At 68.2% G+C, this 24,135-nt stretch carries 19 protein-coding genes and 1 tRNA gene; 12 read left to right on the plus strand and 8 right to left on the minus strand.

The window, feature by feature from the left end; translation table 11 throughout:
* Nucleotides 1-55: 55 nt before the first annotated feature.
* Nucleotides 56-1,273 carry an ammonium transporter gene (locus ACFPZL_RS02295; RefSeq protein ID WP_218115065.1) on the minus strand — a complete coding sequence of 406 codons (1,218 nt, stop codon included), beginning with the start codon at nt 1,271-1,273 and terminating at the stop codon, nt 56-58.
* Nucleotides 1,274-1,615: 342 nt separating this feature from the next.
* On the opposite strand from ACFPZL_RS02295, the gene rpsO reads away from it, so the two are divergent.
* The gene (gene rpsO / locus ACFPZL_RS02300) at nt 1,616-1,885 is read left to right on the plus strand and encodes a 30S ribosomal protein S15 (RefSeq protein WP_218115066.1); all 270 of its coding nucleotides are present in this window, start codon (nt 1,616-1,618) and stop codon (nt 1,883-1,885) included.
* 587 nt (nt 1,886-2,472) lie between these two features.
* On the opposite strand, the gene ACFPZL_RS02305 is transcribed toward rpsO, so the two are convergent.
* Nucleotides 2,473-3,867, minus strand: a complete 1,395-nt coding sequence (locus tag ACFPZL_RS02305) for an aspartate aminotransferase family protein (protein ID WP_218115067.1) — start codon at nt 3,865-3,867, stop codon at nt 2,473-2,475.
* A gap of 2 nt (nt 3,868-3,869) precedes the next feature.
* Nucleotides 3,870-4,337, minus strand: coding sequence for an Lrp/AsnC family transcriptional regulator (locus ACFPZL_RS02310; protein WP_218115068.1), 468 nt, complete (start codon nt 4,335-4,337; stop codon nt 3,870-3,872).
* A gap of 404 nt (nt 4,338-4,741) precedes the next feature.
* Here ACFPZL_RS02310 and ACFPZL_RS02315 point away from each other — a divergent pair, with 404 nt between their 5' ends.
* From ACFPZL_RS02315 to smpB, 8 genes are all read left to right on the plus strand, one after another.
* Nucleotides 4,742-5,965 (plus strand): ABC transporter substrate-binding protein, encoded by a 1,224-nt coding sequence (locus ACFPZL_RS02315; RefSeq protein ID WP_236022027.1) that lies wholly within the window; start codon nt 4,742-4,744, stop codon nt 5,963-5,965.
* A 4-nt stretch (nt 5,966-5,969) separates the two neighbouring features.
* A complete protein-coding gene (locus ACFPZL_RS02320; protein WP_218115069.1) occupies nt 5,970-7,154 on the plus strand; it encodes an ABC transporter ATP-binding protein in 1,185 nt (394 codons plus the stop codon).
* A 9-nt stretch (nt 7,155-7,163) separates the two neighbouring features.
* Nucleotides 7,164-8,024: an ABC transporter permease gene (locus ACFPZL_RS02325; protein WP_218115070.1), complete on the plus strand. Its 861-nt coding sequence runs from the start codon at nt 7,164-7,166 to the stop codon at nt 8,022-8,024.
* Complete coding sequence (locus ACFPZL_RS02330) at nt 8,021-8,824, plus strand: ABC transporter permease (RefSeq protein WP_218115071.1); 804 nt, start codon at nt 8,021-8,023, stop codon at nt 8,822-8,824. The genes ACFPZL_RS02325 and ACFPZL_RS02330 overlap by 4 nt, the downstream gene beginning before the upstream one ends.
* Nucleotides 8,825-8,897: 73 nt before the next feature.
* Nucleotides 8,898-10,004 carry a peptide chain release factor 2 gene (prfB, locus tag ACFPZL_RS02335; protein WP_218115072.1) on the plus strand — a complete coding sequence of 369 codons (1,107 nt, stop codon included), beginning with the start codon at nt 8,898-8,900 and terminating at the stop codon, nt 10,002-10,004.
* Between the two features lie 94 nt (nt 10,005-10,098).
* Nucleotides 10,099-11,214 (plus strand): cell division ATP-binding protein FtsE, encoded by a 1,116-nt coding sequence (gene ftsE / locus ACFPZL_RS02340; RefSeq protein WP_218115073.1) that lies wholly within the window; start codon nt 10,099-10,101, stop codon nt 11,212-11,214.
* Entirely contained in the window at nt 11,211-12,125 is a 915-nt protein-coding gene (ftsX, locus tag ACFPZL_RS02345) for a permease-like cell division protein FtsX (protein ID WP_218115074.1), read from the plus strand. Before ftsE ends, ftsX begins: the two co-directional genes overlap by 4 nt.
* Before the next feature lie 77 nt (nt 12,126-12,202).
* Nucleotides 12,203-12,679 carry an SsrA-binding protein SmpB gene (smpB, locus tag ACFPZL_RS02350; RefSeq protein WP_218115075.1) on the plus strand — a complete coding sequence of 159 codons (477 nt, stop codon included), beginning with the start codon at nt 12,203-12,205 and terminating at the stop codon, nt 12,677-12,679.
* A gap of 131 nt (nt 12,680-12,810) precedes the next feature.
* Here smpB and ACFPZL_RS02355 read toward each other — a convergent pair whose 3' ends face one another.
* From ACFPZL_RS02355 to ACFPZL_RS02370, 4 genes are all read right to left on the minus strand, one after another.
* Nucleotides 12,811-14,163: an NAD-dependent succinate-semialdehyde dehydrogenase gene (locus tag ACFPZL_RS02355; protein ID WP_218115076.1), complete on the minus strand. Its 1,353-nt coding sequence runs from the start codon at nt 14,161-14,163 to the stop codon at nt 12,811-12,813.
* A gap of 191 nt (nt 14,164-14,354) precedes the next feature.
* Nucleotides 14,355-15,584 carry an MFS transporter gene (locus tag ACFPZL_RS02360; RefSeq protein WP_218115077.1) on the minus strand — a complete coding sequence of 410 codons (1,230 nt, stop codon included), beginning with the start codon at nt 15,582-15,584 and terminating at the stop codon, nt 14,355-14,357.
* A 91-nt stretch (nt 15,585-15,675) separates the two neighbouring features.
* Entirely contained in the window at nt 15,676-19,608 is a 3,933-nt protein-coding gene (gene hrpA, locus ACFPZL_RS02365) for an ATP-dependent RNA helicase HrpA (protein ID WP_218115078.1), read from the minus strand.
* 3 nt (nt 19,609-19,611) lie between these two features.
* Nucleotides 19,612-20,121, minus strand: coding sequence for a MarR family winged helix-turn-helix transcriptional regulator (locus tag ACFPZL_RS02370; protein WP_218115079.1), 510 nt, complete (start codon nt 20,119-20,121; stop codon nt 19,612-19,614).
* Between the two features lie 108 nt (nt 20,122-20,229).
* Between ACFPZL_RS02370 and ACFPZL_RS02375 the strand changes: the two genes are divergently transcribed.
* The 3 genes from ACFPZL_RS02375 to ACFPZL_RS02385 all read left to right on the plus strand — a co-directional run bounded on the left by ACFPZL_RS02375 (nt 20,230) and on the right by ACFPZL_RS02385 (nt 22,789).
* Nucleotides 20,230-20,301, plus strand: a tRNA-Gln gene (locus ACFPZL_RS02375).
* A gap of 65 nt (nt 20,302-20,366) precedes the next feature.
* Nucleotides 20,367-21,815: a bifunctional UDP-N-acetylglucosamine diphosphorylase/glucosamine-1-phosphate N-acetyltransferase GlmU gene (gene glmU / locus ACFPZL_RS02380; RefSeq protein ID WP_218115080.1), complete on the plus strand. Its 1,449-nt coding sequence runs from the start codon at nt 20,367-20,369 to the stop codon at nt 21,813-21,815.
* Nucleotides 21,812-22,789, plus strand: a complete 978-nt coding sequence (locus tag ACFPZL_RS02385) for a ribose-phosphate diphosphokinase (protein WP_218115081.1) — start codon at nt 21,812-21,814, stop codon at nt 22,787-22,789. Before glmU ends, ACFPZL_RS02385 begins: the two co-directional genes overlap by 4 nt.
* Nucleotides 22,790-22,808: 19 nt before the next feature.
* On the opposite strand, the gene ACFPZL_RS02390 is transcribed toward ACFPZL_RS02385, so the two are convergent.
* Nucleotides 22,809-24,135 (minus strand): ATP-binding cassette domain-containing protein (locus tag ACFPZL_RS02390; protein WP_382334640.1); only part of this gene is annotated, 1,327 nt, incomplete at its 5' end.

Genomic DNA, 24,135 nt, shown 5'->3' on the forward strand with positions numbered 1-24,135 from the left:
GGGCGAGCTCGAGCGTCATTACTCGAGCTCGCCCCGGTCTCAGGGGAGGGCGCGGCTACCTCGTGCCGGCGAGCTCCGTCTCGTCGAGGGCGTACGCCTCCTCGCCGTGGGCGATCGCGTCGATGCCCGCCTCCTCGACCTCGCTCGGCACGCGCAGGCCGGTGACGGCCTTGACCGCGAAGGCGATCGCGAGGGAGACGATGAACGAGTAGGCCAGGACGCTGAAGGAGGCGATCGCCTGCACGAGCAGCAGGCCGCCGTCGCCACCGGTGAACAGTCCGTCGTCGAAGGCGAAGAACCCGAGGTAGAGGGAGCCGATCAGTCCGGCGACCAGGTGCAGCCCGACCACGTCGAGCGAGTCGTCGTACCCGAGGCGGTACTTGAGGTCGATGGACCAGGCGCAGACGGCGCCGGCGATCAGGCCGAGCAGCAGCGCCCACAGCGGCGCGAGATTGAGCGCCGAGGGAGTGATGGCCACGAGGCCCGCGATCGCGCCGGAGGCGGCGCCGATCACGCCCGGCTTCTTGCCGCGGATCACGTCGACGACGAGCCAGCCGATGATGGCCGCCGCGGGGGCGCCGATCGTGTTGACGAGGATCAGGCCGGCGTCCGCGACCTCGGTCGCGAGGCCGCCGTTGAAGCCGATCCAACCGAACCAGAGGAGCGCAGCACCGATCGTGACCAGCGGAACGCTGTGGGGCTTGTGCGATCCCGGGCCGAAGTCGCGGCGCTTACCTGCGACGAGCGCCAGAGCCAGTGCCGCGGCGCCCGCGTTGATGTGGATCGCGGTGCCCCCGGCGAGGTCGATCACATCCGGGGCGCCGAGCATCGAGCCGAGCTGCATGATCCAGCCGTTGCCCCAGACCCAGGCCGCGACCGGGAAGTAGACGAGCGTCGCCCAGACGCCCGAGAAGAGCACCCAGGAGCCGAGGCCGACGCGGTCGGCGATCGCGCCCGAGATCAGCGCGGTCGTGATCATGGCGAACACGGCGCCGAAGCCGACGCCGATGAAGCCCGCCGGATCGCTGCCGAGCAGGCCGAAGTCCTTGAACGGGCTGCCGGCGAATCCGCTCTCTCCGTCGGCGAAGTAGCTCATGCTGTAGCCGAAGACGATCCACAGCATGCCGACCACCCCCATGGCGCTCACGCTGAAGAGCATCATGTTGACGACGGAGCGCACGCGCACCAGGCCGCCGTAGAAGAGGGCGAGCCCGGGGGTCATGATGAGAACGAGCGCACTGCTCGTGAGTGTCCAGACGTCCGTGGCTTCCATGTGACGCCATCCTTTCTCTCGGTGATGCCCGTCGCCGGGCGATCCGCTCGGCTCAGCGCGGGCTGCGAGAACGAGCGTGCACACAGTCTGCGTTGAAGCTGTTTCCGGCTCATTTCGCGCCTGTGAAGCGACGATCACAAGTCCGTTTCCTCGCGATGTCGCAGCGTGAGTCGGGTCTCGGGCCGAGAGAACGGCTCGAGAGGTCGGGCCCGGATCGAGCGGCAGGGGACACGAGCGGCGGAGAGGATGCTAGACTATGAAGGTTGCCGTCGAACGGCCGCGGATAGAGAGAGCCCCAGCATCCCGCTGGCGGCGCCGCGCAGCAACAGGAAGGGGATCCCTATGGCACTGGAAGCAGAAGTCAAGAAGGCGATCATCGAAGAGTACGCGACCACCCCCGGTGACACCGGTTCCCCCGAGGTTCAGGTCGCGCTGCTCACGCAGCGGATCAAGGATCTGACCGAGCACCTGAAGCAGCACAAGCACGACCACCACTCGCGTCGCGGCCTGCTGCTGCTCGTCGGTCAGCGTCGCCGCCTGCTCGGCTACCTGCAGGATGTTGACATCACCCGCTACCGCTCGCTGATCGAGCGGCTCGGCCTTCGTCGCTGAGGCTGCGGACGCCGACAGCCCAGGCTCGGAGCCGTCAGAATCGACGGTCGTCGCAGACTTCGAGGCGCTCTCTCCTCCGGGAGGGGGCGCCTCTTCTGCTTCCCCCGCGCGTCGTTCACGGCAGAAACCAAGCACCGTTTGATATCGTCGTCAGCGTGGGTACGGTATTGCCGCACCGTGTTCCGCGCCGAGAGGCCGGAGAAAAAGCGGCGGGGCTCCCCGTAACAGGGAACCCCGCTCACACAGCGATCACCGTGAATGTTGAGCTCGAAAGCTCCCGTAAATACCCCCCCTACGGTCCGGTGGTTGCTATACAGGGCCCGTCGTCTTCCCCCGAAGCGGCGGGCCCGACCCCCCTGTTTTCGACCCTGAGGTCTGCCTGAGAGATTAGCGGGTTCTCCGCGGGTTCTTCTCGCGATTCCGCGTTCCTTCCCCCGAATCTTCCCCTTTTCGCGCGTCGCGTCGTCGGCTTTCTGCACGCGGGGCCTTCTGCCCGTGGGCGGCACCTGCCCGTGAACGCGGATCAGCCCGCCCGCGCACTCGGCGCGGACGGGCTGATCACGGATTCTGCCTCGTGAGGACGGGGCTCAGATCTTCGAGGAGGCGTCCTTCAGCACGCTGCGGAGGATCCCGCCGATCTCGGCGAACTCGGCCGGACCGATGGTCAGCGGCGGAGCGAGCTGGATCACGGGGTCGCCGCGGTCGTCGGCGCGGCAGTAGAGGCCGGCCTCCCACAGCGCGGGCGAGAGGTAGTCGCGCAGGAGCCGGTCCGACTCCTCCTCGTTGAAGGTCTCCTTCGTCGCCTTGTCCTTGACGAGCTCGATGCCGAAGAAGTAGCCCTCGCCTCGCACGTCACCGACGATGTCGATGTCGAGGAGCTTCTCGAGCTCGGCGCGGAACAGCGGGCTGTTCTCGCGCACGCGGCCGTTCAGATCCTCCTCCTCGAAGATGTCGAGGTTCGCGAGCGCCGCCGCCGCCGCCGCCGGATGGCCGGCGAAGGTGAAGCCGTGGTAGAAGGTGTTCTCGACCGAGTTGAAGGGCTCCGACACCTTGTCCGAGACGATCATCGCACCGAGGGGCACGTAGCCCGAGGTGATGCCCTTGGCCGAGGTGATGATGTCGGGCTCGTAGCCGAGCGCCTTCGATGCGAAGAAATCGCCGATGCGGCCGTAGGCGCAGATGACCTCGTCCGAGACGAGCAGTACGTCGTACTCGTCGCAGATCTCGCGGACGCGCTTGAAGTAGCCGGGGGGCGGCGGGAAGCAGCCGCCCGAGTTCTGCACCGGCTCGAGGAACACGGCCGCGACGGTGTCGGGACCCTCGAAGAGGATCGCCTCCTCGATGCGGTTCGCCGCCCACTGGCCGAAGGCCTCGAGGTCGTCGCTGGGAGCGCCCATCTCCTCGGCGCGGTAGAAGTTGGTGTTCGGCACGCGGTGGCCGCCCGGGGTCAGGGGCTCGTAGAACTTCTTCATGTCGGGGATGCCGGTGATGGCCAGCGCGCCCTGCGGGGTGCCGTGGTAGGCGACCGAGCGCGAGATGACCTTGTGCTTCATCGGCTTGCCCTGGATCTTCCAGAAGTGCTTCGCCAGCTTGAAGGCCGACTCGACGGCCTCGCCGCCGCCGGTGGTGAAGAACACCTTGTTCATCTCACCGGGAGCGTACGAGGAGAGGCGCTCGGAGAGCTCGATCGCCGCCGGGTGGGCGTACGACCAGAGCGGCATGAAGTCGAGCTGCTGCATCTGCTTGGCGGCGGCCTCGACGATGCGCTGGCGGCCGTGGCCCGCGTTCACGACGAAGAGGCCGGCGAGGCCGTCGATGTACCCCTTGCCCGCAGCATCGTAGATGTGGTGACCCTCGGCGCGCGTGATGACGGGGATGCCGTCGTCGAGCACCTTGCGGTTCGTGAAGTGCGGCCACATGTGGCGCTTGGCCGAGGCCTGAAGGGCGGTGGTGTCGACCGCCGCGGTCGGATCGAAAGACATGGTTATCTTGTTCCCCAGTCGTACTTTTGCTTTTTCAATTGCAGATACAGGAATGTCTCCGTCGACAAGACGCCGTCGATCTCCCGAATCGTCTGATTCAGGAGCTCGATGAGCGCGTCGTCGTCCTCGCAGACGATCTCGGCGAGAATGTCGAAGGACCCGGCGCTGAGCACGACGTAGTCGACTTCTGGAATCTCGACGAGTTTGTCGGCGACGACCCTGGTGTCGCCGGAGACGCGGATGCCGAGCATGGCCTGTCGGCTGAAGCCGAGGCGCATCGGGTCGGTCACTGCAACGATCTGCAGGACCCCGGCATCGGTGAGCTTCTGCACACGCTGACGGACGGCGGCCTCGCTGAGGCCGACGGCCTTGCCGATCTCGGCGTACGAACGGCGGCCGTCGAGCTGCAATTGCTCGATGATCGCCTTCGACGTCGCATCGAGCGTCGGCGTGATTCGGATGGTGCTCACGTTACTGATACTGACACTCAAACCGGGAAAAAGCAAAGGATTCCGTTGAAATTCACGGTTGAAGTTGACGATATTCCCTGTTTTTGTGCGGTCTGGGTTTACCCGACGAGGGTCAAAGGGCGGCGCCTTCTACGGTGCGAGTGTCGATTCCCGCCATGTTTTCACAATCGTGATGAATGCGAAACACCGCATAAAAGGCCGAAGGAACAGCGCATTTCGTCGTTTCTATTGCAGATGCATAACTGTTTCTTGTAATTCTTGGGAGATTTGCTCCGACCCAGGTGGCGAGCGCTGTTCGTCTGCGCCATACTCAAAGACATCGGCCCCAGGCGACGAAGCCCACCCGCCCTTCGCTCGGTGCTGCAACGTTCATCACAACTCGTAGAGCTAGCAAGGAGTCCCTCGTGCGTCGCTTTCCTGAAGATCCCATCGTTCGCGACATCGTCTCGCTGCTGCGCCGGCAGCAGTTCGACCGACGCCAGCTGCTCCGCGGTGCGGGTATCGCCGGCGCCGGTGCCGGAGCCATGGCACTCGCCTCCTGCAGCACCGGTGGCGGCGGCACCGGAGGCGGTGGCACCGGCGGCGACAGCGGTGGCGGCATCATCTGGGGCAACTGGACCTACTACCTGGACTTCGACGAGGCCACCAGCTCGAACCCGACGCTCGACGCATTCATCGAGCAGGCCGGCTTCGACGTCAAGTACTCCGAGAACATCGACGACAACAACACGTTCTACGGCACGATCAAGGATGCGCTCGAGCTCGGCCAGTTCACCGGCTACGACGTCATCACGATGACGGACTGGATGAACGCCCGCATCATCAGCGCCGGCCAGGTGCAGGAGTTCGACTACGGCAATCTCGCCAATGTCGAGGCGAATCTGCTCGAGTCCGAGTGGGAGGCGCTCGCAGAGGATCCGGGCCGCAAGCACTCCATCCCGTGGCAGCTGCCGACGACCGGCTGGGCCTGGAACAAGGAGATGCTGCCCGGCGGCCTGCACACGCTCGACGACCTGCTGAAGCCCGAGCTCAAGGGCAAGGTGCAGGTGCTCAGCGAGATGCGCGACACGATCGGCCTGATCATGTCCGGTCAGGGCGTCGACCCGAGCAGCGACTGGGGCGACACCGAGTTCGACAACGCGATGGCGTGGCTGCAGGATGCGCTCGACAGCGGCCAGATCAACAACGTCAAGGGCAACGACTACACGCAGGATCTCGAGACCGGCACCATGGCGGCCGGCTTCGTCTGGACCGGCGACGTCGTGATGATGAACGTCGAACTCGGCGATCAGTGGGGCGTCGAACTGCCCGAGGCCGGCGGCATGGTCGCGCGCGACTCGTTCACCGTGCCGAACGGCACCTCCGCCGAGAACAAGGCGAAGGTCGAGGAGCTCATCGACTACTACTACCAGCCCGAGATCGCCGCGGAGGTCGCCGCTTATGTGGCGTACGTGACCCCGGTGCAGGGCGCGCAGGAGGCGATGGAGCAGATCGATCCGGATCAGGTGAACAACCCGGCGATCTTCCCGACCGAGTCCGATTGGCAGCGACTGAAGCAGTTCCGCATCCTCACCGCCGAAGAGGACAACCGCTACTCGACCGCCTACCAGAAGCTGCTGGGGCTGTAAGCGCATGGTCGATACGCGTTCCTTCGCGGAGGCCGGTGCCGATCTCGAGCTGGTCGGCATCCAGAAGCGCTTCCCCGGTTTCACCGCGATCGAGAACCTCGATCTCAAGATCCCGGCCGGTTCGTTCTTCGCCCTGCTCGGGCCCTCGGGCTGCGGAAAGACGACCACGCTGCGACTGGTCGCGGGGCTCGAGGACCCGTCCGTCGGGCGGATCCTCATCGGCGGTCAGGATGTCACTGCGCTGAAGCCGCACCAGCGGCCGGTGAACACGGTATTCCAGTCGTATGCGCTGTTCCCGCACATGTCGATCCTCGAGAACGTCGCCTTCGGGCTCAAGCGCCGCAGGATCGCCGATCCGATCGGCAAGGCCCACGAGGCGCTGCAGCTGGTGGAACTGGACCACGTCGCGGACCGGAAGCCCGCACAGCTCTCGGGCGGGCAGCAGCAGCGCGTCGCGCTCGCGCGCGCGGTCGTGAACCGGCCGGCGCTGCTCCTGCTCGACGAGCCTTTGGGCGCGCTCGACCTGAAGCTGCGTCGGCAGATGCAGCAGGAGCTGAAGCAGATCCAGCAGGAGGTCGGACTGACCTTCCTGCACGTCACGCACGATCAGGAGGAGGCCATGACCATGGCCGACACCGTCGCGGTGATGAACAAGGGCCGGATCGAGCAGATGGGCGCCCCCGAGGATCTGTACGAACTGCCTCGGACGGTGTTCGTGGCGAACTTCCTCGGCAAATCGAACCTGTTCGCGGTGCAGGTGTCCGGTGGCACGGATCAGATGATCCAGACGGCACTGCCGAACGGCGCCGCGATCTCGCTGCCGAGATCACGCAGCGAGCGCGACTCCGGCACCATCACGATCGGCGTGCGGCCGGAGAAGCTGCGCCTGCATCGCGAGGCACCGACCGACACGGCCGGCCGCAACCTGCTCGGCCCGGGCCGGATCGTCGACGTCTCCTTCATCGGCGTGAGCACCGAGTACACGGTCGAGGTGCCCGGAGCCGGCCAGGTCGAGGTCTTCTCGCAGAATGTCGAGGCCGGCCCGGCGGCCCAGCTCGGCGACGAGGTGTGGCTGAGCTGGCATGTCGAGCACACCTTCGGCCTCGCTGACGACCGGCTGGAGACGGGTGCATTGACGGCCGACTTCTCCACGCAGGCCATCGCCGCGCAGGCGGAACTCGCGGAGTAAGGGCGCACCATGGCATTCACCGCGTTCTCGGCCAACACCAAGGCCGTCGAACAGGCGCCGCGGAAGGGGAGCTGGGTCGCTCTGGTGCTGCTCGCACCGGGCATCCTCTACCTGCTGCTCTTCTTCGTCACCCCGTTCATCCAGCTCGCGATCACCTCGCTCCAGGCACCGGCAGAGGGTCAGGGCATCGGCCAGTACGTCGCCGCGCTCCAGTTCTCGAACTACTGGGTCGCGCTGCAGGAGTACTGGCCGCACATCCTGCGATCCTTCGTCTACGCGATCATCGGCACGGTGGTCGGCCTGCTCATCAGCTACCCGCTGGCCTACATGATCGGTGTGCGAGCCCGTTCGCGGCCGATGCTGCAGGGCATCCTGCTGATCCTCGTCATCGCGCCGTTCTTCATCAGCTTCCTGCTGCGCACGCTGGCGTGGAAGCAGATCCTGCCGACGGAGTTCATCGGCACCGACGCCTCGGTGGTCTTCGGTCTGATCTACAACTTCATCCCGTTCATGGTGCTGCCGATCTTCGCCTCGCTGCAGGCGCTCGACCTGCGACTGCTCGAGGCCGGCGGCGATCTCTACGCCTCGCCGGTGACGGTGTTCCGCAAGGTCACGCTGCCGCTGTCGATGCCGGGCGTCGTCTCGGGGACGCTGCTCAGCTTCATCCCGATGTCGGGCGACTACGTGAACGCCTCCCGGCAGTTCCTCGGCAGCATCGACACGGCGATGGTCGGCAACGTCATCGAGTCGAACTTCCTGCAGACTCAGAACTATCCGCTGGCGGCATCGCTCTCGATCGTGCTGATGGTGGTCATCCTGGTGCTGATCATCGCCTATGTGCGCAGGAGCGGAACGGAGGACCTGCTGTGAACAAGTTCAGCCTGGGCAAGGCCTTCGTTCCCGTCGTCAGCGTCATCGTACTGATCTACCTGCTGCTGCCGATCGCGAACGTGATCCTGTTCTCCTTCAACGAGAAGCGGGGCCGCAACAACATCAAGTGGAACGGCTTCACGCTCGACAACTGGAAGAACATCTGCGGTGCGCCCGATGTGTGCACGGCGTTCGGCAACAGCATCATGGTCGGCGTGGTCGCGACCGTCGTCGCGACCACGCTGGGCACGCTCATCGCGATCGCCCTCGTGCGTTATCGCTTCAAGTTCCGCAGCACGATCTCGCTGCTGCTCTTCACCCCGATGGCGACCCCGGAGGTCGTCCTGGGCGCCGGCCTCGCCTACCAGCTCCTCACCATGGGCGTTGAGAAGGGCATCGGCACGATCATGGTGGCGCACATCCTGTTCTGCATCTCGTACGTCGTGGTCGCGGTGAAGGCTCGCGTCGCCTCGCTGAACCCCGCGATCGAGGAGGCGGGACGCGATCTCTACGCGTCACCGGGTCAGGTGTTCTTCAGGATCACGCTGCCGATGCTCGCCCCCGGCATCATCGGCGCGGCGCTGCTGAGCTTCGCACTTTCGTTCGACGACTTCATCGTCACGAACTTCAACTCGGGCGCCGTGAGCACCTTCCCGAAGTTCATCTACACGGCTGCGGCCAAGGGCGTACCGGCGCAGGCGAACGTGCTCGCGTCGATCGTGTTCATCGGAGCGCTGCTGCTGGTGATCATCGTGCAGCTGGTGAACATCAACCGGCAGAAGAGGCTGGCGCGGGCCTGACCGGACGAGAAGCATCGCTTTTCGCTCAGGCCCGCGCTGCGGGTGCGGCCGCACGGGTAGAATCGATCTCATTATGCTCGATCTCGATCTCGGCGCCCGCATCAAGGCCGTACGCGCCACCTTCACGGACATCGCCACCGTCATGGACCTCCCGGGGCTCGAGGGCCGGATCGCGGACCTCGAGGAGCAGGCCGCCGCTCCGGGGCTCTGGGACGACCCGGAGGCCGCCCAGAAGGTCACGAGCAGCCTGAGCCACAGCAAGTCGCGCTACAACAAGCTCACGGCGGTGCAGCGGCGACTCGACGATCTCGACGTGCTCATCGAGCTCGCGCAGGAGATGGACGACGAGGATTCCGCGGAGGAGGCGAAGACCGAGCTCGCCGCGCTCGAGGCGCTGATCGCGGAGCTCGAGGTGCAGACGATGCTCTCGGGCGAGTACGACGCGCATGCGGCCGTCATCACGATCCGCTCGGGCGCCGGCGGCGACGACGCGACCGACTTCGCCGAGATGCTGCTGCGCATGTACCTGCGCTGGGCCGAGCACCACGGCCACCCGACGAAGGTGCTCGACACCTCGTACGCCGAGGGCGCCGGCATCAAATCGGCGACGTTCGAGGTCGACGCGCCCTACGCGTTCGGCACGCTCTCGGTCGAGGCCGGCACGCATCGCCTCGCACGGATCAGCCCCTTCGGCTCCGCGGACAAGCGGCAGACGAGCTTCGCCGGCGTCGAAGTGATCCCGCTGCTCGAGGAGGCGACCGAGGTCGAGATCCCCGAGAACGACATCCGCGTCGACGTCTTCCGCTCGAGCGGCCCCGGCGGCCAGTCGGTGAACACGACCGACTCGGCCGTGCGCATCACGCATCTGCCGACGGGCATCGTGATCTCGATGCAGAACGAGAAGAGCCAGATCCAGAACCGTGCCGCCGCCATGCGCCTGCTGCAGACGCGCCTCCTGCTGCTGCAGCGCGAGGAGGAGGCGGCGAAGAAGAAGGAGCTCGCCGGGAGCGTGACCGCGAGCTGGGGCGACCAGATCCGCTCCTACTTCCTGTACGGGCAGCAGCTGGTCAAGGATCTGCGCACCGGGCACGAGTCCTCGCAGCCCGACGCGGTCTTCGACGGCGACCTCGACGGCTTCATCGCCGCGGGGATCCGCTGGCGCTCGCTCAAGAAGGACTGAATACCAGTCATCCTGAGAACCCGCGACACAGTGCGCATCGCGGCGGCGCGCCGCCGCAGCACCTTGCGATCCGGCGCGTAGGGTCGTTCCCGTCATGATCCTCTTCGAGAACGTCACCAAGAAGTACCGCGGCACGCAGCGCCCGGCCCTCGACGGCGTCAGCCTGAACATCGAGCGGGGCGAGTTCGTGTTCATCGTCGGCGCCTCGGGCTCCGGCAAATCCTCCTGCATCCGTCTGATCCTGCGAGAAGACGTGCCGAGCAGCGGCAGCATCCACGTGATCGGGCAGGATCTGGGCCGCATCTCGAACCGCAAGGTGCCCTACTTCCGGCGCAACCTCGGCGTCGTGTTCCAGGACTTCCGCCTCCTCACCAACAAGACGGTCTACGACAACGTCGCCTTCTCGCTGCAGGTGATCGGCAAGTCGCGCGGCTTCATCCAGGAGGCGGTGCCCGACACGCTGCGCATGGTCGGCCTTGAGGGCAAGGCGAAGCGCTTCCCGCACGAGCTCTCCGGCGGCGAGCAGCAACGGGTCGCGATCGCGCGCGCGATCGTCAACAAGCCCGCGATCCTGCTCGCCGACGAGCCGACCGGCAATCTCGATCCGGCCACGAGCCTCGGCATCATGCAACTGCTGCGCGCGATCAACGCGGCCGGCACGACGGTCGTGATGGCGACGCACGAGGCGACCTTCGTCGACATCATGCAGCAGCGCGTGATCGAGCTCTCCCAGGGCGTCGTCGTGCGCGACGAGCAGCGCGGCGGCTACGGCGAGACGGCCTCGATCCCCGTCGCCGATCTCACCCACGCGGGCGCGCAGGCGCTCCGCACGAGCGAGGACGTGGTGCGCGCGACGCTGACGCAGGAGCTCGGCGCCGCCGACATCGCTCCGACCGACAATGCTCCGACCGACACCGCTCCGGACGACGGCGCGGTGGAGGCTGCCGCGGATGCCGCCGCGGTGGATCGGCCGCCCGCTGCGACGAGCCCTCCTCCCGCCGCGGTGGAACGCGACCCGCATACGGACCCCGAACTCGACGACACGGTGCGCGCGGACCCGCAGGCGCGCATCCCGGGATTCCTGCGCGCCGCCGACGGGGCCGTGCAGGTCGACCCGGTCGAGATCGCCGCTGCGGACGGCAGCATCGCCGAGCGGCTCGGTCTCGGTGCGACGGATGACGAGCAGACGGATGTGGGGCCGGTGCGATGAGGTTCGGTCTGGTGCTCGGCGAGGTCTGGAACGGCCTGCGCCGCAATCTGTCGGTCGTGATCTCGGTGATCCTCGTGACCTTCGTGTCGCTCACCTTCGTCGGCGCCGCGATCCTGATGCAGCTGCAGGTGCAGCAGATGAAGACGTTCTGGTACGACCGGGCGCAGGTGGCGATCTACCTCTGCACCGACTTCGACCAGAGCGCGACCTGCTCGGGCGAGGACGCGACGGAGGAGCAGATCGCCGCCGTCGAGGAGGCCCTGCGATCGGAGACCCTCGCGCCATACATCGACGACTTCTTCTTCGTCGATCACGAGCAGGCGTTCGAGGAGTTCACCAAGCAGTTCGCCGGGAACCCGATCGTGGACATCACGAAACCGGAGCAGTTGAACCAGACCTTCTGGGTGAAGCTGGACGATCCGTCCCGCTCCGCGGTGATCCAGGAGACCTTCGCCGGTATCCCGGGCGTGCAGAGCGTCTCCGACCAGCGGAGCCTGCTCGACCGCATCTTCCTGCTGCTCGGGGTCGCCAGTTACACGGCCATCGCCATCGCCGGGCTCATGCTCGTCGCCGCCATGCTGCTGATCTCGACAACGATCCGACTCTCCGCCTTCTCGCGGCGCCGGGAGATCGGCATCATGCGCCTGGTCGGGGCCTCCAACCGGTTCATCCAGACCCCGTTCATCCTGGAGGGCATCATCGCCGCACTCGTCGGCGCGGTGCTCGCCGGGGCGGCGTCGGTCGCGATCGTGAAGTTCTTCGTGCAGGACGTCCTCGCGAAGTCCGCACCGTTCACGAGCTACATCACGATCGAGCAGTCGCTCGTGGTACCGCCCATACTGCTGCTCGTGGGCATCGTGCTCTCGGCGATCGCCGCGCAGATCGCGATCTCCCGCTACCTCCGGGTCTGAACCGCGACAGGTGCCCGGCGCGCGGACCTCCGGTAGGCTGGTCGTTCGTCCGGATATCGCGAGCAGGGGGGTGCGGCATGCCCAAGGAGACCGGTGAGAAGCTCATCGCCTCGAACAAGAAGGCGCGGCACGACTACCACATCCTCGACACCTACGAGGCCGGCATGGTGCTCACCGGAAGCGAGGTGAAGTCGCTGCGGATGGGCCGCGCGTCACTGGTGGACGGCTACGTGTTCATCGAGAACGGCGAGGCCTGGCTCGACGCCGCCTACATCCCGGAGTATCTGAACGGCTCCTGGACCAATCACGCACCGCGCCGCAAGCGCAAGCTGCTGCTGCACCGGCAGCAGATCGACAAGCTCTTCCAGAAGACCCGGGAGGGCGGCATGACCATCGTGCCGCTGCGCCTGTACTTCCTCGACGGCCGCGCGAAGGTCGAGATCGCGCTCGCGAAGGGCAAGAAGGAGTACGACAAGCGGCAGACCCTGCGCGAGAAGCAGGACAAGCGCGAGGCGGATCGGGCCATCGCGTCGCGCAAGCGGCTGGGGGAGTAGCCCGGCTCCGATTCCTCGTCAGTAGATCTCTCTGGCCCGACAAAGGGAGCAGCTACTGACCGACGATCCGCGAGAACGAAAGCGGCCCGGAGCCGAAGCCCCGGGCCGCGATCCTTCGCGAAAGCGAACGCCTAGCCGGCGAAGCGGAAGAGCTTCTTGTTGGCGAACTCGAGCATGCCGACCTTGCCGAGCTCGCGCCCGTAGCCCGACTTCTTCACGCCGCCGAAGGGCACGTCCGCGCCCTCGAGCCCGGCGCCGCCGATGAACACCATGCCGACGTCGAGCTGATTGCCCACCTGCTCCGCGCGCTCGAGATCGTCGCAGATGACGACCGAGCCGAGGCCGTAGGGAGACGAGTTCGCGAGCGCGATCGCCTCCTCATCGCTCGACACGCGGTAGAGCTGCGCGACGGGGCCGAAGAGCTCCTGGCTGTAGACGTCCATCGACGGCGTGATGCCGCCGATCACGGTCGGCGTGTAGACGTTGCCCTCGGGGCTGTTGTCGCCGACGAGCACCTGGGCGCCCTGGTCGATCGCGCCCTGCACCTGAGCGGTCAGCGTCTTGGTCGCACCGGCGGAGGAGAGCGGCCCGAAGTCGTCGCCGTAGCTCTGGCCGCCGATGGCCTCGAGGAACTTGGCGCTGAAGGCGTCGTAGAGGTGATCGGCCACGACGATGCGCTTCGAGCCGTTGCAGGCCTGGCCGGTGTTCTCCATGCGGCCGCCCACGGCGTGCTCGACCGCGTGATCGAGATCAGCGGTGTCGAGGACCAGGAACACGTCCGAACCGCCCAGCTCGAGCACGCACTTCTTGAGGTGCTTGCCGGCCTGCTCGGCGACGATCGCCCCGGCGCGCTCCGAGCCGGTCAGGGAGACGCCCTGGACGCGGTCGTCGGCGATCATGGTGGAGAGCTGATCGTGCGTGGCGAACACGTTGACGTAGGCGCCCTCGGGGAAGCCCGCATCGCGGAAGATCTTCTCGAGCGCGAGGGCCGACTCCGGGCACTGGCTCGCGTGCTTCAGGATCACGGTGTTGCCGAGGATCAGGTTCGGAACCGCGAAGCGGGCGACCTGGTAGTACGGGTAGTTCCACGGCATGATGCCGAGGATCACGCCGATGCCCTGGAAGCGGAAGAAGCTCTTCAGGCCGTCCTCGACCTCGAGGGGCTCGTCGGCCAGCCACTTCTCGGCGTTGTCGGCGAACGCCGCGGTGATGGCGCCCGAGAACTCGGCCTCGCCCACCGACTGCTCGAGGGGCTTGCCCATCTCGCGGTTGATGATGGCGCCGAGCTCGTCCTTGCGCTCATCGAAGAGTTCGGCGGCGCGCTTCGCGAGCGCCGCGCGCTCGGCCACGGTCGTCTTGCGCGACCACTCCTGGTAGGCCTTCTGGGTCGAGGCGAGGGCCGACTCGACCTCGGCGTCGGTCGCGTCCGGGTACTCGGCGAGGGTCTCACCCGTTGCCGGGTTGATAACGGCGAAATTGCCCATGGATGGCTCACTCCTTAGTGACATCGTCGATTGCAGGGTCCTGCTCAGTCTCCCACATCGGGCGGCTCGGCACTACCCGGGGAATAACAGATATCGCCCGTGCGAGCCCGGTGAAAGCGGTGGAAATCGAACGTATTGTGCGGTCAGAACTACGGAATCAGTAGTTCTTGTGCGCGGTTGCGGATCCTCTGTCAGGGGAGCGGGATCGTGAGCGTGCTGGTCTCGGGCGGCGGCTCGATGTCCTTGCCCTTCAGATCGGGGATCCATCGGGTGGTCGCGGCCGCGATGATCGCCGCGATCGTGAGGAGTCCGCCCGAGACGAGGATCGCCCCCTCGGCGCCCGACGCGTCGATCGCGATGCCGGCGATCGCCGATCCGGTGGCGACGCCCACGAGCTGGCCGGTGCCGATCCATCCGAACGCCTCGGCCGTCTCGGAGAACTTCACCGTCACGCCGATCATGCTGGAGACGGCCGCGAAGGTGGGGGCCGTGCCCATGCCGCCGATGAACAGCACCGTCGCGAGCCACCAGATGTTCAGGCTCACGAGACACGCGAGCGTGCCGGCCAGAACCACGAGCACCCGGAGCAGCAGGGACCAGGGGCGAACGGCCCGGTGCCCCATGAGCAGACCGCCGACGAGCGATCCGCTGGCGAAGACGGCGAGTACGATGCCGGACTCGAGGCTGGCGTGCCCGGCGCCCTCGCCCGCGGGGGCGAAGGCGCGCACGATGGCCACCTCGATCGCGGCGAACGAGGCCACGAAGAAGAAGGTGACCGTGGTCGCGATCACGACGGTCGGGCGCCGCAGCACGGCGCCGAAGCGGCTCCGCGCCTTCGGGATGCGCACCTTGTCGAAGGCCGGGCTCGAGATGAACCAGGCGCCGCCGAGCACCATGAACGCCGCGGCGACGCACAGGCCCGCCACCGTGCCGAACTGGGAGGCCACGAAGACGGCGACGACCGGGCCCACGACCCAGATGATCTCCTGCGCGGCCGCGTCGAGCGAGAACAGCGCCGAGATCTGATTGCCGGGGACGATGCGGGGGTAGAGGGTGCGCACGGCCGGGGTGACCGGCGGCGTGGTGATGCCGATGAGGAAGGACAGGGAGGTGACGATGAGGAGCGGGAGGTGCACGAAGGCGATGGTCGTCAGGAGCGCGGCGCAGATGATCGAGGTGACCGAGAGGACCCGTCGCATGCCCAGCCGGCCCATCAGACGGCTGGTGAGCGGGCCGGAGATCGCCTGGCCGACGCTCTGAGCGGCGAGGACGATGCCCGCCGACGTGTAGTCGCCGAAGGCGTGCTGCATATGCAGCAGCATGACGATCGACAGCATTCCGAAGGGGAAGCGGGCGACCAGCTGGGAGACGAGGACGCGGAAGACGCCAGGATTGCGCCCCAGATCCTTGTAGATGCCCATCAGGCGAGTCTACTGTCCGGTGCCGTCTCCGCAATGCGTCGGCCTTCCCCCGAAAGGTGTCGGAGGAAGGCCGCGCGGACGGGCGTTGGAGCTAGCTTCCGAGCACCTTCCGGATCCGTTGCAGCGAGACGGGGCCCGAGGTGCGGAGCTGCTGGGCGAAGAGGCTGATCCGCAGCTCTTCGATCATCCAGCGGGCCTGCACCAGGTGCTCGGGGGCGTCGAGGGGCAGAGGGATGGATCCGCCCGCCTCGCCGAAGACCGCGAGCGCACGGTCGCTCTCGTGCTGCCAGGCGCGATCCCGGCCGGGATGCTCGGCGAGCCCGGCCATGCGCTGCCGGATCGCCTCGAGATAGACGGGCACGCGCTCGAGCTGCCGCAGGCCGGTGGCCGAGACGAAGCCCTGGCCCTGCGCATGCGCCCAGACGAGGCCGTCGAGCTGCGTCTTCGCATCGGTCACCTGCCCGAGCACCTGCAGCGACTTCGCGCCGTCGATCGCCTTGCGCGCCAGCCGTGCACCGTCGAGCACGCGAGCGGCGAGCGCGATGCCGCCGTAGATCTCGTCGATCAGCGCGTGCGCATAGTCGTTCGCGATCTGCTCGAAGACGTCAGATCGCCAGACGAGACCGTCCGGGGCATGGCGGCGGATCACCCGGTCCGCGACCGCGAGCGACACGTCGGCGATCGCCTCGTCGAGCGTGCGGTAGGGGCCGGCGCCGAGCAGCAGCTTCTCCTGGTTCGAGAGGTGCTCGCGGATGTAGCTCGCGGGCGAGGGGCTCGACAGGGCGAGCAGGCGCCGGATGCCGCGCCGCGACAGCCTGGTCTGCTCGGCCTCGTCGGCCACGAGGACGAGGTCGACGGAGGTCCGGCGATCCGCGATCGCCGGGTAGGCCCGCACTGTACCGGCCCCGCTCCGTCCACCGGCGTAGGCCGAGTCGACGTGGCGCGGGAGATCGCCGAAGGCCCAGGTTGTCGCCCCCTTCTGCTCGAGCTCGTGCACCGGCAGCGACGCGGCGGCGACCTTGGCCACGCCGCGCGTGGCGCGATCCTTGTGCCGCGCCTGCAGCTCGCCCAGATCCTTGCCGCTGCCGATCGTGCGGCCCCGCTCGTCGATGACCCGGAAGGTCGGGGTGAGATGCGCGGGGAGGCGTTCCGGTTCGAAATCTGCGGCCGTCACCGGCACGCTCGTGCGGCGGCGGATCTCGTCGGCGAGCAGCGAGGTGAGTCCGCTGCCGTCCGCCGCATCAAGCTTCGGCCCGACCGTCGTGAGCAGCGTGCGCGCCCAGTCGGCCGCGGGCACCACATGTTTGCGGATCGCCTTCGGCAGCGTCTTGATGAGCGCGGTGACGAGTTCCTCGCGCAGGCCGGGCACCAGCTTGTCGAACTCTTCGCCCGCGAGGCGCGGGAGCAGCGGCAGCGGCACGGTGACGGTCACCCCGTCGTCGTCGGCGGTGGGGTCGAAGCGGTAGCGCAGGCGAAGCGTCTGATCGCCGTGCCGCCATTCGCGGGGAAACTCCTGATCGGCCGAGTCTTCCGGGCCGTCGGCCTCTTCGAGCAGATCCTCGCGGCGCAGGTTCAGTAGCTTCGGATGCGTGCGCTGCTCGCGCTTCCACCAGCCCTCGAAGTCGCGCGTGCTCGCGATCTCCGCAGGCAGCCGCGCGTCGTAGAACTCGAACACCGCGTCGTCGTCGCCGATCAGGCCGCGTCGGCGCGTGCGCTCCTCGAGCTGCTCGAGCTCGCGCCGCAGCTGCCGATTCGCGCGTTCGAACGCGTAGAGCTTGCCGCCCGGCGCCTCCCATTCCCCTTCGACCAGGGCGTGCCGGATGAAGAGCTCGCGCGCGTAGGGCAGGTCGAAGCGGGCGAGCTGCACGCGGCGGCGCTCGACGATGGGGACGCCGTAGAGCGTGACCCGCTCGTAGGCGACGGCCGCGCCCTGCGACTTCTCCCAGCGCGGTTCGCTGAGCTGCCGCTTGGCGAGCGGGCCGGCGAGCTCTTCCGCCCACTCGGGCTCGATCGCCGCGTTGCCGCGCGCGAAAAGCCGGCTCGTCTCGACGAGCTCGACGCTCATGATCACCTCGGGCGGGCGCTTGGCCAGCACCGAGCCCGGGTGCAGCGCGAAGCGGGTGCCGCGCGAGCCGAGATACTCCTGCGCCGGCTTGCGGCGCTGGGCTCCGGAGGCGCCGCGGCCCTGGGGGGCCCGGCGATCCTGCGTGTCGTCGCGCACCCCGAGCTGGGAGAGCAGGCCGGCGAGGATGCTGCGATGGATGAGATCGGCGTTTCCGCCACCCGCGTCGCCCTGCCGGGTGTGCGCCTTTCCCGCGTCCTTCGCGGCGCGCGAGAGCTGCCGCACCAGATCCATCCACTCGCGGACACGCAGGAAGTTCAGGAATTCCGCCTTGCACAGCCGCCGGAACGCGCTCGACGAGAGCGCCCGCTGCTGCTCCTGCAGGTGGTTCCAGAGATTCAGCAGGGTCATCAGGTCGCCGAGCGGGTCGGCGAAGCGGGCGTGCAACTCGTCGGCGCGGCCCCGCACCTCCGCCGGTCGCTCGCGCACGTCCTGGATCGTCAGCCCCGCCACGATCGCGATCACCTCGGGCACGACCCCGTGGCGCCGCGCCTCGAGCACCATGCGTGCGAACCGCGGCTCGATGGGCAGGCGGCTGAGCTCGCGGCCGACCTTGGTGATGCGATGGTTCGCTCTCGAACCCGTGCCGCGCGTCTCGACCGCGCCCAGCTCGGCGAGCAGGCCGATGCCGTCGGCGATGCCGCGCCTGTCGGGCGGAGTGAGGAACGGGAACCCGGCGATGTCGCCGAGGCCGATGGCGAGCATCTGCAGGATCACGCTCGCGAGACCGGTGCGCAGGACCTCGGGCTCGGTGAACGCGGGGCGGCTCTCGAAGTCCTCCTCCCCGTAGAGGCGGATCGCGATGCCCGGGCTCGTGCGGCCGGAACGGCCGGAACGCTGCTTCGCGCTCGCCTGCGAGATCGCCTCGATCGGCAGGCGCTGCACCTTGCTGCGGGCGCTGTAGCGCGAGATGCGCGCGGTGCCGGCGTCGATGACGTAGCGGATCCCGGGCACGGTGAGGCTCGTCTCGGCCACGTTGGTGGAGAGCACGACGCGGCGCGCACCGGCGTTCCCGCCGCTGCGCTTCTCGAACACGCGGTGCTGCTCGGCGGCGCTCAGACGGCCGTAGAGGGGGAGCACCTCGAGCGGCCGCGCACGATCGGCGGCCCTGCCTCTGAGCGCATCGGCGGCATCGCGGATCTCGGCCTCGCCGCTCAGGAAGACGAGCACGTCGCCCGGTTCCTCCCGCGCCAGCTCGTCGACCGCCTCGCCGATCGCGTCGAACAGGTCGCGCTCGATCCGGCGGATCCGGGGCGCCCCTCCCTTCGCATCCTGAAGCTCGACCTCTTCGACCAGCGGCCGGTAGCGGATCTCGACGGGGTAGGTGCGGCCCGAGACTTCGACGATCGGGGCGGGATCGCCGGTGCGCGGGTTCGCGAAGTGCGTCGCGAACGACTCCGGATCGATCGTCGCCGAGGTGATGATGACCTTCAGATCCGGCCGCCGCGGCAGCAGCGTCTTCAGGTAGCCGAGCAGGAAGTCGATGTTGAGGCTGCGCTCGTGCGCCTCGTCGATGATGATCGTGTCGTAGGCGGCGAGGTCGCGGTCGCGGTGGATCGCGTTCAGCAGGATGCCGTCGGTCATCAGGCGGATCCGAGTGTCCTTCGACACCTTGTCGGTGAACCGCACCTGGTAGCCGACCAGCTGCCCGAGCTCGGTCCCGGTCTCCTCGGCGATGCGCTCGGCGATCGTGCGCGCGGCGATCCTGCGCGGCTGCGTGTGCGCGATGCGCTCACGGCCGAGGGCGAGGGCGATCTTCGGCAGCTGGGTCGTCTTGCCCGAGCCGGTCTCGCCCGCGACGACCACGACCTGGTGGTCGCGGATCGCGGCCTCGATCTCGCCCCGCATCTGCGAGACGGGGAGATCCTCGGGGAACAGGATGCGCGGGACGGCCTCCGACATGCCCTAGGCGCCCGGCTCGAAGCGGTCGACGCTGAGCGCGAGCTTGCGCAGGAGCGTGGCGAGGCGTTCGCGTTCGCTTCGCGGCATGCCGCCGAGCAGCTGCTCCTCGTAATCGCTCAGCCGGGTCATCGCCGCATCGACGAGGGTCTGGCCCTGCTCCGTCATCTCCACGAGCACGCCGCGCCCGTCGTTCGGGTCGGTCAGCCGACGGACCAGGTCGCGCTCCTGCATGCGGTCGATCCGGTTCGTCATCGTGCCGCTCGACACCATGGTCTGCTGCACGAGCACCTTCGGGCTCTGCCGGAACGGCGACCCGCCGCGGCGCAGCACGGCGAGCACGTCGAACTCCCAGGCCGCGAGGCCGCTGCGCTCGAACGCCTGGGAACGGGCGCGATCCACATGCTTCGTGACCCGCGTCATCCGCGAGAACACGGCGAGCGGGGCGAGATCGAGGTCCGGGCGCGCGGCCGCCCAGTCGCTCAGGATCCGGTCGACCTCGTCATGCTGGCTCATGCTCCCATTATCCCGGTCCCGCGGCCCACGGGCTGAGCGACCCGGGATGCGGAATCGAGTCGGACGGCACACCCTAGAATTGGTGAGTGGTGCCGCCGGGCGGCACGGTCCGCCTTGGTGTAACGGCAGCACGACAGCCTTTGGAGCTGTGAGGTCCAGGTTCGAACCCTGGGGGCGGAGCGCAGCTTCTCGGCATGTCGGGAGCGGCCACCGTTCCCAATGCCCGGCCAGGAAGGTTTCACAGGATGACAGAGAGACTCGCGGTCGTGATCCTCGCGGCGGGGCAGGGCACCCGCATGAAGTCGGCCGTGCCGAAGGTGCTGCACCGGATCGGCGGGCGCCCGCTCATCTCGCACGTGCTCGACACCGCGGCCGGACTCCACCCCGAGCGCATCGTCGCCGTCGTGCGCCACGAGCGGGACCTGGTCGCCGCGGCCATCACGGATCACGCGCCCGGCACGTTGATCGTCGACCAGGACGAGACGCCCGGCACCGGACGCGCGGTCGAGCAGGCGATCGCCGCACTGCCCGACGACTTCGACGGCAGCGTCGTGGTGCTGAGCGGCGACGTGCCGCTCATCGATGTCTCGACGCTGGAGCGACTCATCCGCGGGCACGTGGAGCACGCGCGCGGGATGACGCTGCTCTCGGCCGTCTTCGAGAATCCGACCGGCCTCGGGCGCATCCTCCGGGACGCCGGCGGTTCGCTGCGCGGCATCGTCGAGGAGAAGGACGCCGATGAGGTGCAGCGCCGGGTGACCGAGATCAACGGCGGCATCTACGTCTTCGCGATACGGGCGCTGGAGGCGGCGCTCGAGCGGATCGGCACCGACAACGCCCAGGGCGAGAAGTACCTCACCGACGCCGCGGCGCGGATCCTCGAGACCGGGCTCGCGGTGGACGCCGTCGCGACCGACGACCCGTGGCTGATCGCGGGCGTCAACGACCGGGCGCAACTGGCCGAGGCCGGGCGGGAGCTGAACCGCCGGATCGTGCTGGGGCATCAGCGGGCCGGCGTCACCGTGGTGGATCCGGCGACGACCTGGATCGATGCCGATGTCAGTATCGAGCCCGACGTCGAGATCCTGCCCGGCACGTATCTGCAGGGGGCGACCTCGATCTCAGGCGGCGCGGTGATCGGCCCCGACACGACCCTGCTCGACTGCGAGGTGGGCGAGGGTGCGAGGATCCGGCGCAGCGAGGCGACGCTCGCCGTCTTCGCCGCGCAGTCCGAGATCGGTCCGTTCGCGTTCATCCGCCCCGGCACCGAGGTGGGCGAGGGCGGCAAGCTCGGCGCCTTCGTCGAGACGAAGAACGCGCGGATCGGCGACGGCAGCAAGGTGCCGCACCTCAGCTACGTCGGCGACGCCGTGATCGGCGACGGCAGCAACGTCGGCGCGGGCACCATCGTCGCGAACTACGACGGGGTGAACAAGCACCGCAGCGAGGTGGGCGAGGGCGTCCGCATCGGCGCGAAGAACGTGCTCGTCTCTCCGGTTACGATTGGAGACGGCTCCTACACCGCGGCCGGCACGGTCGTGAGGAAGGATGTGCCTCCGGGCTCGCTCGCGATGAACGTGGCTCCGCAGAGGAACATCGAGGGATGGGTCGCCGAGCACCGGCCCGATACGAGCAGCGCTCGGGCCGCGGGGAAGCATCGACAGGGACACGACAGCGAGGAAGAGCGAGCATGAGCGCTATCGAGATGGCCGGCCAGAAGAAGCTGGTGCTGATTTCGGGCCGGGCCTATCCCGAGCTCGCCGAGCGGGTGGCCGCGGAGCTCGGCGCCGAACTGGTGCCGACCGACGCCCGCACCTTCGCGAACGGCGAGCTGTACGCGCGCTTCGACGAGAGCGTGCGCGGCTGCGACGCCTTCGTCATCCAGTCCCACACGCACCCCATCAACGAGTGGTTGATGGAGCAGCTGATCATGGTCGACGCGCTCAAGCGGGCCTCGGCCAAGCGCATCACCGTGGTCGCCCCGTTCTACCCCTATTCGCGCCAGGACAAGAAGGGGCGCGGCCGCGAACCGATCTCGGCGCGCCTCGTCGCCGATCTCTTCAAGGCCGCGGGTGCCGATCGCATCATGTCGGTCGATCTGCACGCCCCGCAGATCCAGGGCTTCTTCGACGGCCCCGTCGACCACCTCTTCGCCATGCCCGTCCTGCTGGACCATTTCAAGAAGACGATCGACCGAGACGATCTGACGGTGGTCTCGCCCGACATGGGCCGGGTGCGCGTGGCCGATGTGTGGAGCGATCGCCTCGATGCGCCGCTGGCGATCATCCACAAGCGCCGCGACCCGCTGGTGCCGAACCAGGTCACCGTGCACGACATCGTCGGCGAGGTGAAGGATCGCTGGTGCGTGGTCGTCGACGACATGATCGACACGGGCGGCACGATCGCGAAGGCGGCCGAGGCGCTCAAGGCGAACGGCGCGCGCGGCGTGACCATCGCCTGCACGCACGCGATCTTCTCCGGCCGAGCGACCGAGCATCTCTCGCAGGAGTTCATCGACCAGGTCGTCGTCACCGACACGCTGCCCATCCCGCCCGAGAAGCGCTTCGACAAGCTGACGGTGCTGTCGATCGCGCCGCTGCTCGCGCAGGCCATCCACGAGGTGTTCGAGGACGGCTCGGTGACCTCGATGTTCGAGGGCGCCGCGTAGCGCGGAGAGGCGGCGCAGCTCAGCCGAGGCGCAGCTCCTCTCCCCGCCAGCGCGAGCGCAGCCAGCGGTCGTGGCTCGCGACGATGAGGGCTCCGGAGTAGGCCTCGAGGGCGTCGCCGAGCTCTTCGACCAGGGTGAGCGACAGGTGATTGGTGGGTTCGTCGAGCAGGAGCACGGGTGGTGCGTCCGCGGCGAGCACGGCGAGCGCGAGCCGTCGTGCCTGACCGATGCTGAGCTCGCCGGTGGGCTTGGAGAGGTCCCGGGGTGAGATGAGCCCGAGCGTCTCGAGCGGAGCGCATTCCGCGATCTCGACGCCCACCAGGTCCCGATAGCTCGCCTCGGCGGACTGCGAGAGATCTTCGAACTCGACCTCCTGCGGCAGGTATCCCGTGCGTGCGGCCCGCTCGACGGTGCCCGATTCGGGCTCGAGCTCGCCCGCGAGGATCGCCAGCAGCGTCGACTTGCCGGCCCCGTTCGGCCCGCTGAGCAGGATCCTGCCGCCGGCGCGGAGCTCGAGCGACGTCTCGGGGATCCGCTCGGGGATCGCGACGCGGTCGGCTATCAGGAGGGGCGCATCGGCGTCAGGGGTGCCGGGAGGCCCGAGGGGCCCGGGGGCGATGTCGGCCTGGACCGGGTCCCCGCCGTCGAAGCCCCGGAACCGCAGCGGCTCCGGTGGTCGGCGCACGCGCTCTCGTTCGAGGGTTTCGAGCCTCACTCGTGCGTTCCGCGCACGGCGGGCGGTGACGCGCGCGTCCTTGTCGGCGTAGAACTTGCGGGTGATCCGCGATTCCGATTTCGACTCGTGCTTCCGGTTCACCTCGTGCGCGCCGACACGGATCTCGTGGTCGAGGGATTCGCGCTCGGAGAGCTCTGCCTCGTACCGCTGACGCCAGCGCCGCATCTCCTCGGCACGCGCGGCGCGGGCGGCGGAGTAGCCGACGCCCCAGTGCCGGATGCCGAGACCGGATCCCGTATCCTCGGCTGCCTCTCCGCTCTCGCCGAGCACGCTCGCGGGAACCGGTGACTGGTCGAGGTCGAGGATCCCGGTGGCCGCGGCGTCGAGCAGTGCGCGGTCGTGACTCGCGAAGATCACGATGCCCGGCCATTCCCGGAGCACGCGCTCGAGGTAGGCGGCAGACGCGTCGTCGAGGTGGTTCGAAGGCTCGTCGAGCAGCAGCGTGTGCGGGGCCCGGAGCAGGACCGCGGCCAGTGCGAGCCGCAGACGCTGTCCGCCGGAGAGACGTCCGATGGCGCGCGCACCGGGGATTCCGCCGAGCCCGAGCCCGGACAGGGCGTCTCCGCGGCTGGACTCGGCCGTCCAGGCGCCGTCGCGTTCCGCGGCCTCC

It is taken from the genome of Leucobacter soli (genome assembly GCF_042659205.1).
Lineage (GTDB): Bacteria > Actinomycetota > Actinomycetes > Actinomycetales > Microbacteriaceae > Leucobacter > Leucobacter soli.

Bases quoted from the DNA above. Each gene is read 5' to 3' on its own strand.
- ACFPZL_RS02295 (WP_218115065.1), bottom strand. From the start codon at position 1,273: ATGGAAGCCACGGACGTCTGGACACTCACGAGCAGTGCGCTCGTTCTC.
- rpsO (WP_218115066.1), top strand. From the start codon at position 1,616: ATGGCACTGGAAGCAGAAGTCAAGAAGGCGATCATCGAAGAGTACGCG.
- ACFPZL_RS02305 (WP_218115067.1), bottom strand. From the start codon at position 3,867: ATGTCTTTCGATCCGACCGCGGCGGTCGACACCACCGCCCTTCAGGCC.
- ACFPZL_RS02320 (WP_218115069.1), top strand. From the start codon at position 5,970: ATGGTCGATACGCGTTCCTTCGCGGAGGCCGGTGCCGATCTCGAGCTG.
- ACFPZL_RS02325 (WP_218115070.1), top strand. From the start codon at position 7,164: ATGGCATTCACCGCGTTCTCGGCCAACACCAAGGCCGTCGAACAGGCG.
- prfB (WP_218115072.1), top strand. From the start codon at position 8,898: ATGCTCGATCTCGATCTCGGCGCCCGCATCAAGGCCGTACGCGCCACC.
- ftsE (WP_218115073.1), top strand. From the start codon at position 10,099: ATGATCCTCTTCGAGAACGTCACCAAGAAGTACCGCGGCACGCAGCGC.
- ftsX (WP_218115074.1), top strand. From the start codon at position 11,211: ATGAGGTTCGGTCTGGTGCTCGGCGAGGTCTGGAACGGCCTGCGCCGC.
- smpB (WP_218115075.1), top strand. From the start codon at position 12,203: ATGCCCAAGGAGACCGGTGAGAAGCTCATCGCCTCGAACAAGAAGGCG.
- ACFPZL_RS02355 (WP_218115076.1), bottom strand. From the start codon at position 14,163: ATGGGCAATTTCGCCGTTATCAACCCGGCAACGGGTGAGACCCTCGCC.
- ACFPZL_RS02360 (WP_218115077.1), bottom strand. From the start codon at position 15,584: ATGGGCATCTACAAGGATCTGGGGCGCAATCCTGGCGTCTTCCGCGTC.
- hrpA (WP_218115078.1), bottom strand. From the start codon at position 19,608: ATGTCGGAGGCCGTCCCGCGCATCCTGTTCCCCGAGGATCTCCCCGTC.
- ACFPZL_RS02370 (WP_218115079.1), bottom strand. From the start codon at position 20,121: ATGAGCCAGCATGACGAGGTCGACCGGATCCTGAGCGACTGGGCGGCC.
- glmU (WP_218115080.1), top strand. From the start codon at position 20,367: ATGACAGAGAGACTCGCGGTCGTGATCCTCGCGGCGGGGCAGGGCACC.
- ACFPZL_RS02385 (WP_218115081.1), top strand. From the start codon at position 21,812: ATGAGCGCTATCGAGATGGCCGGCCAGAAGAAGCTGGTGCTGATTTCG.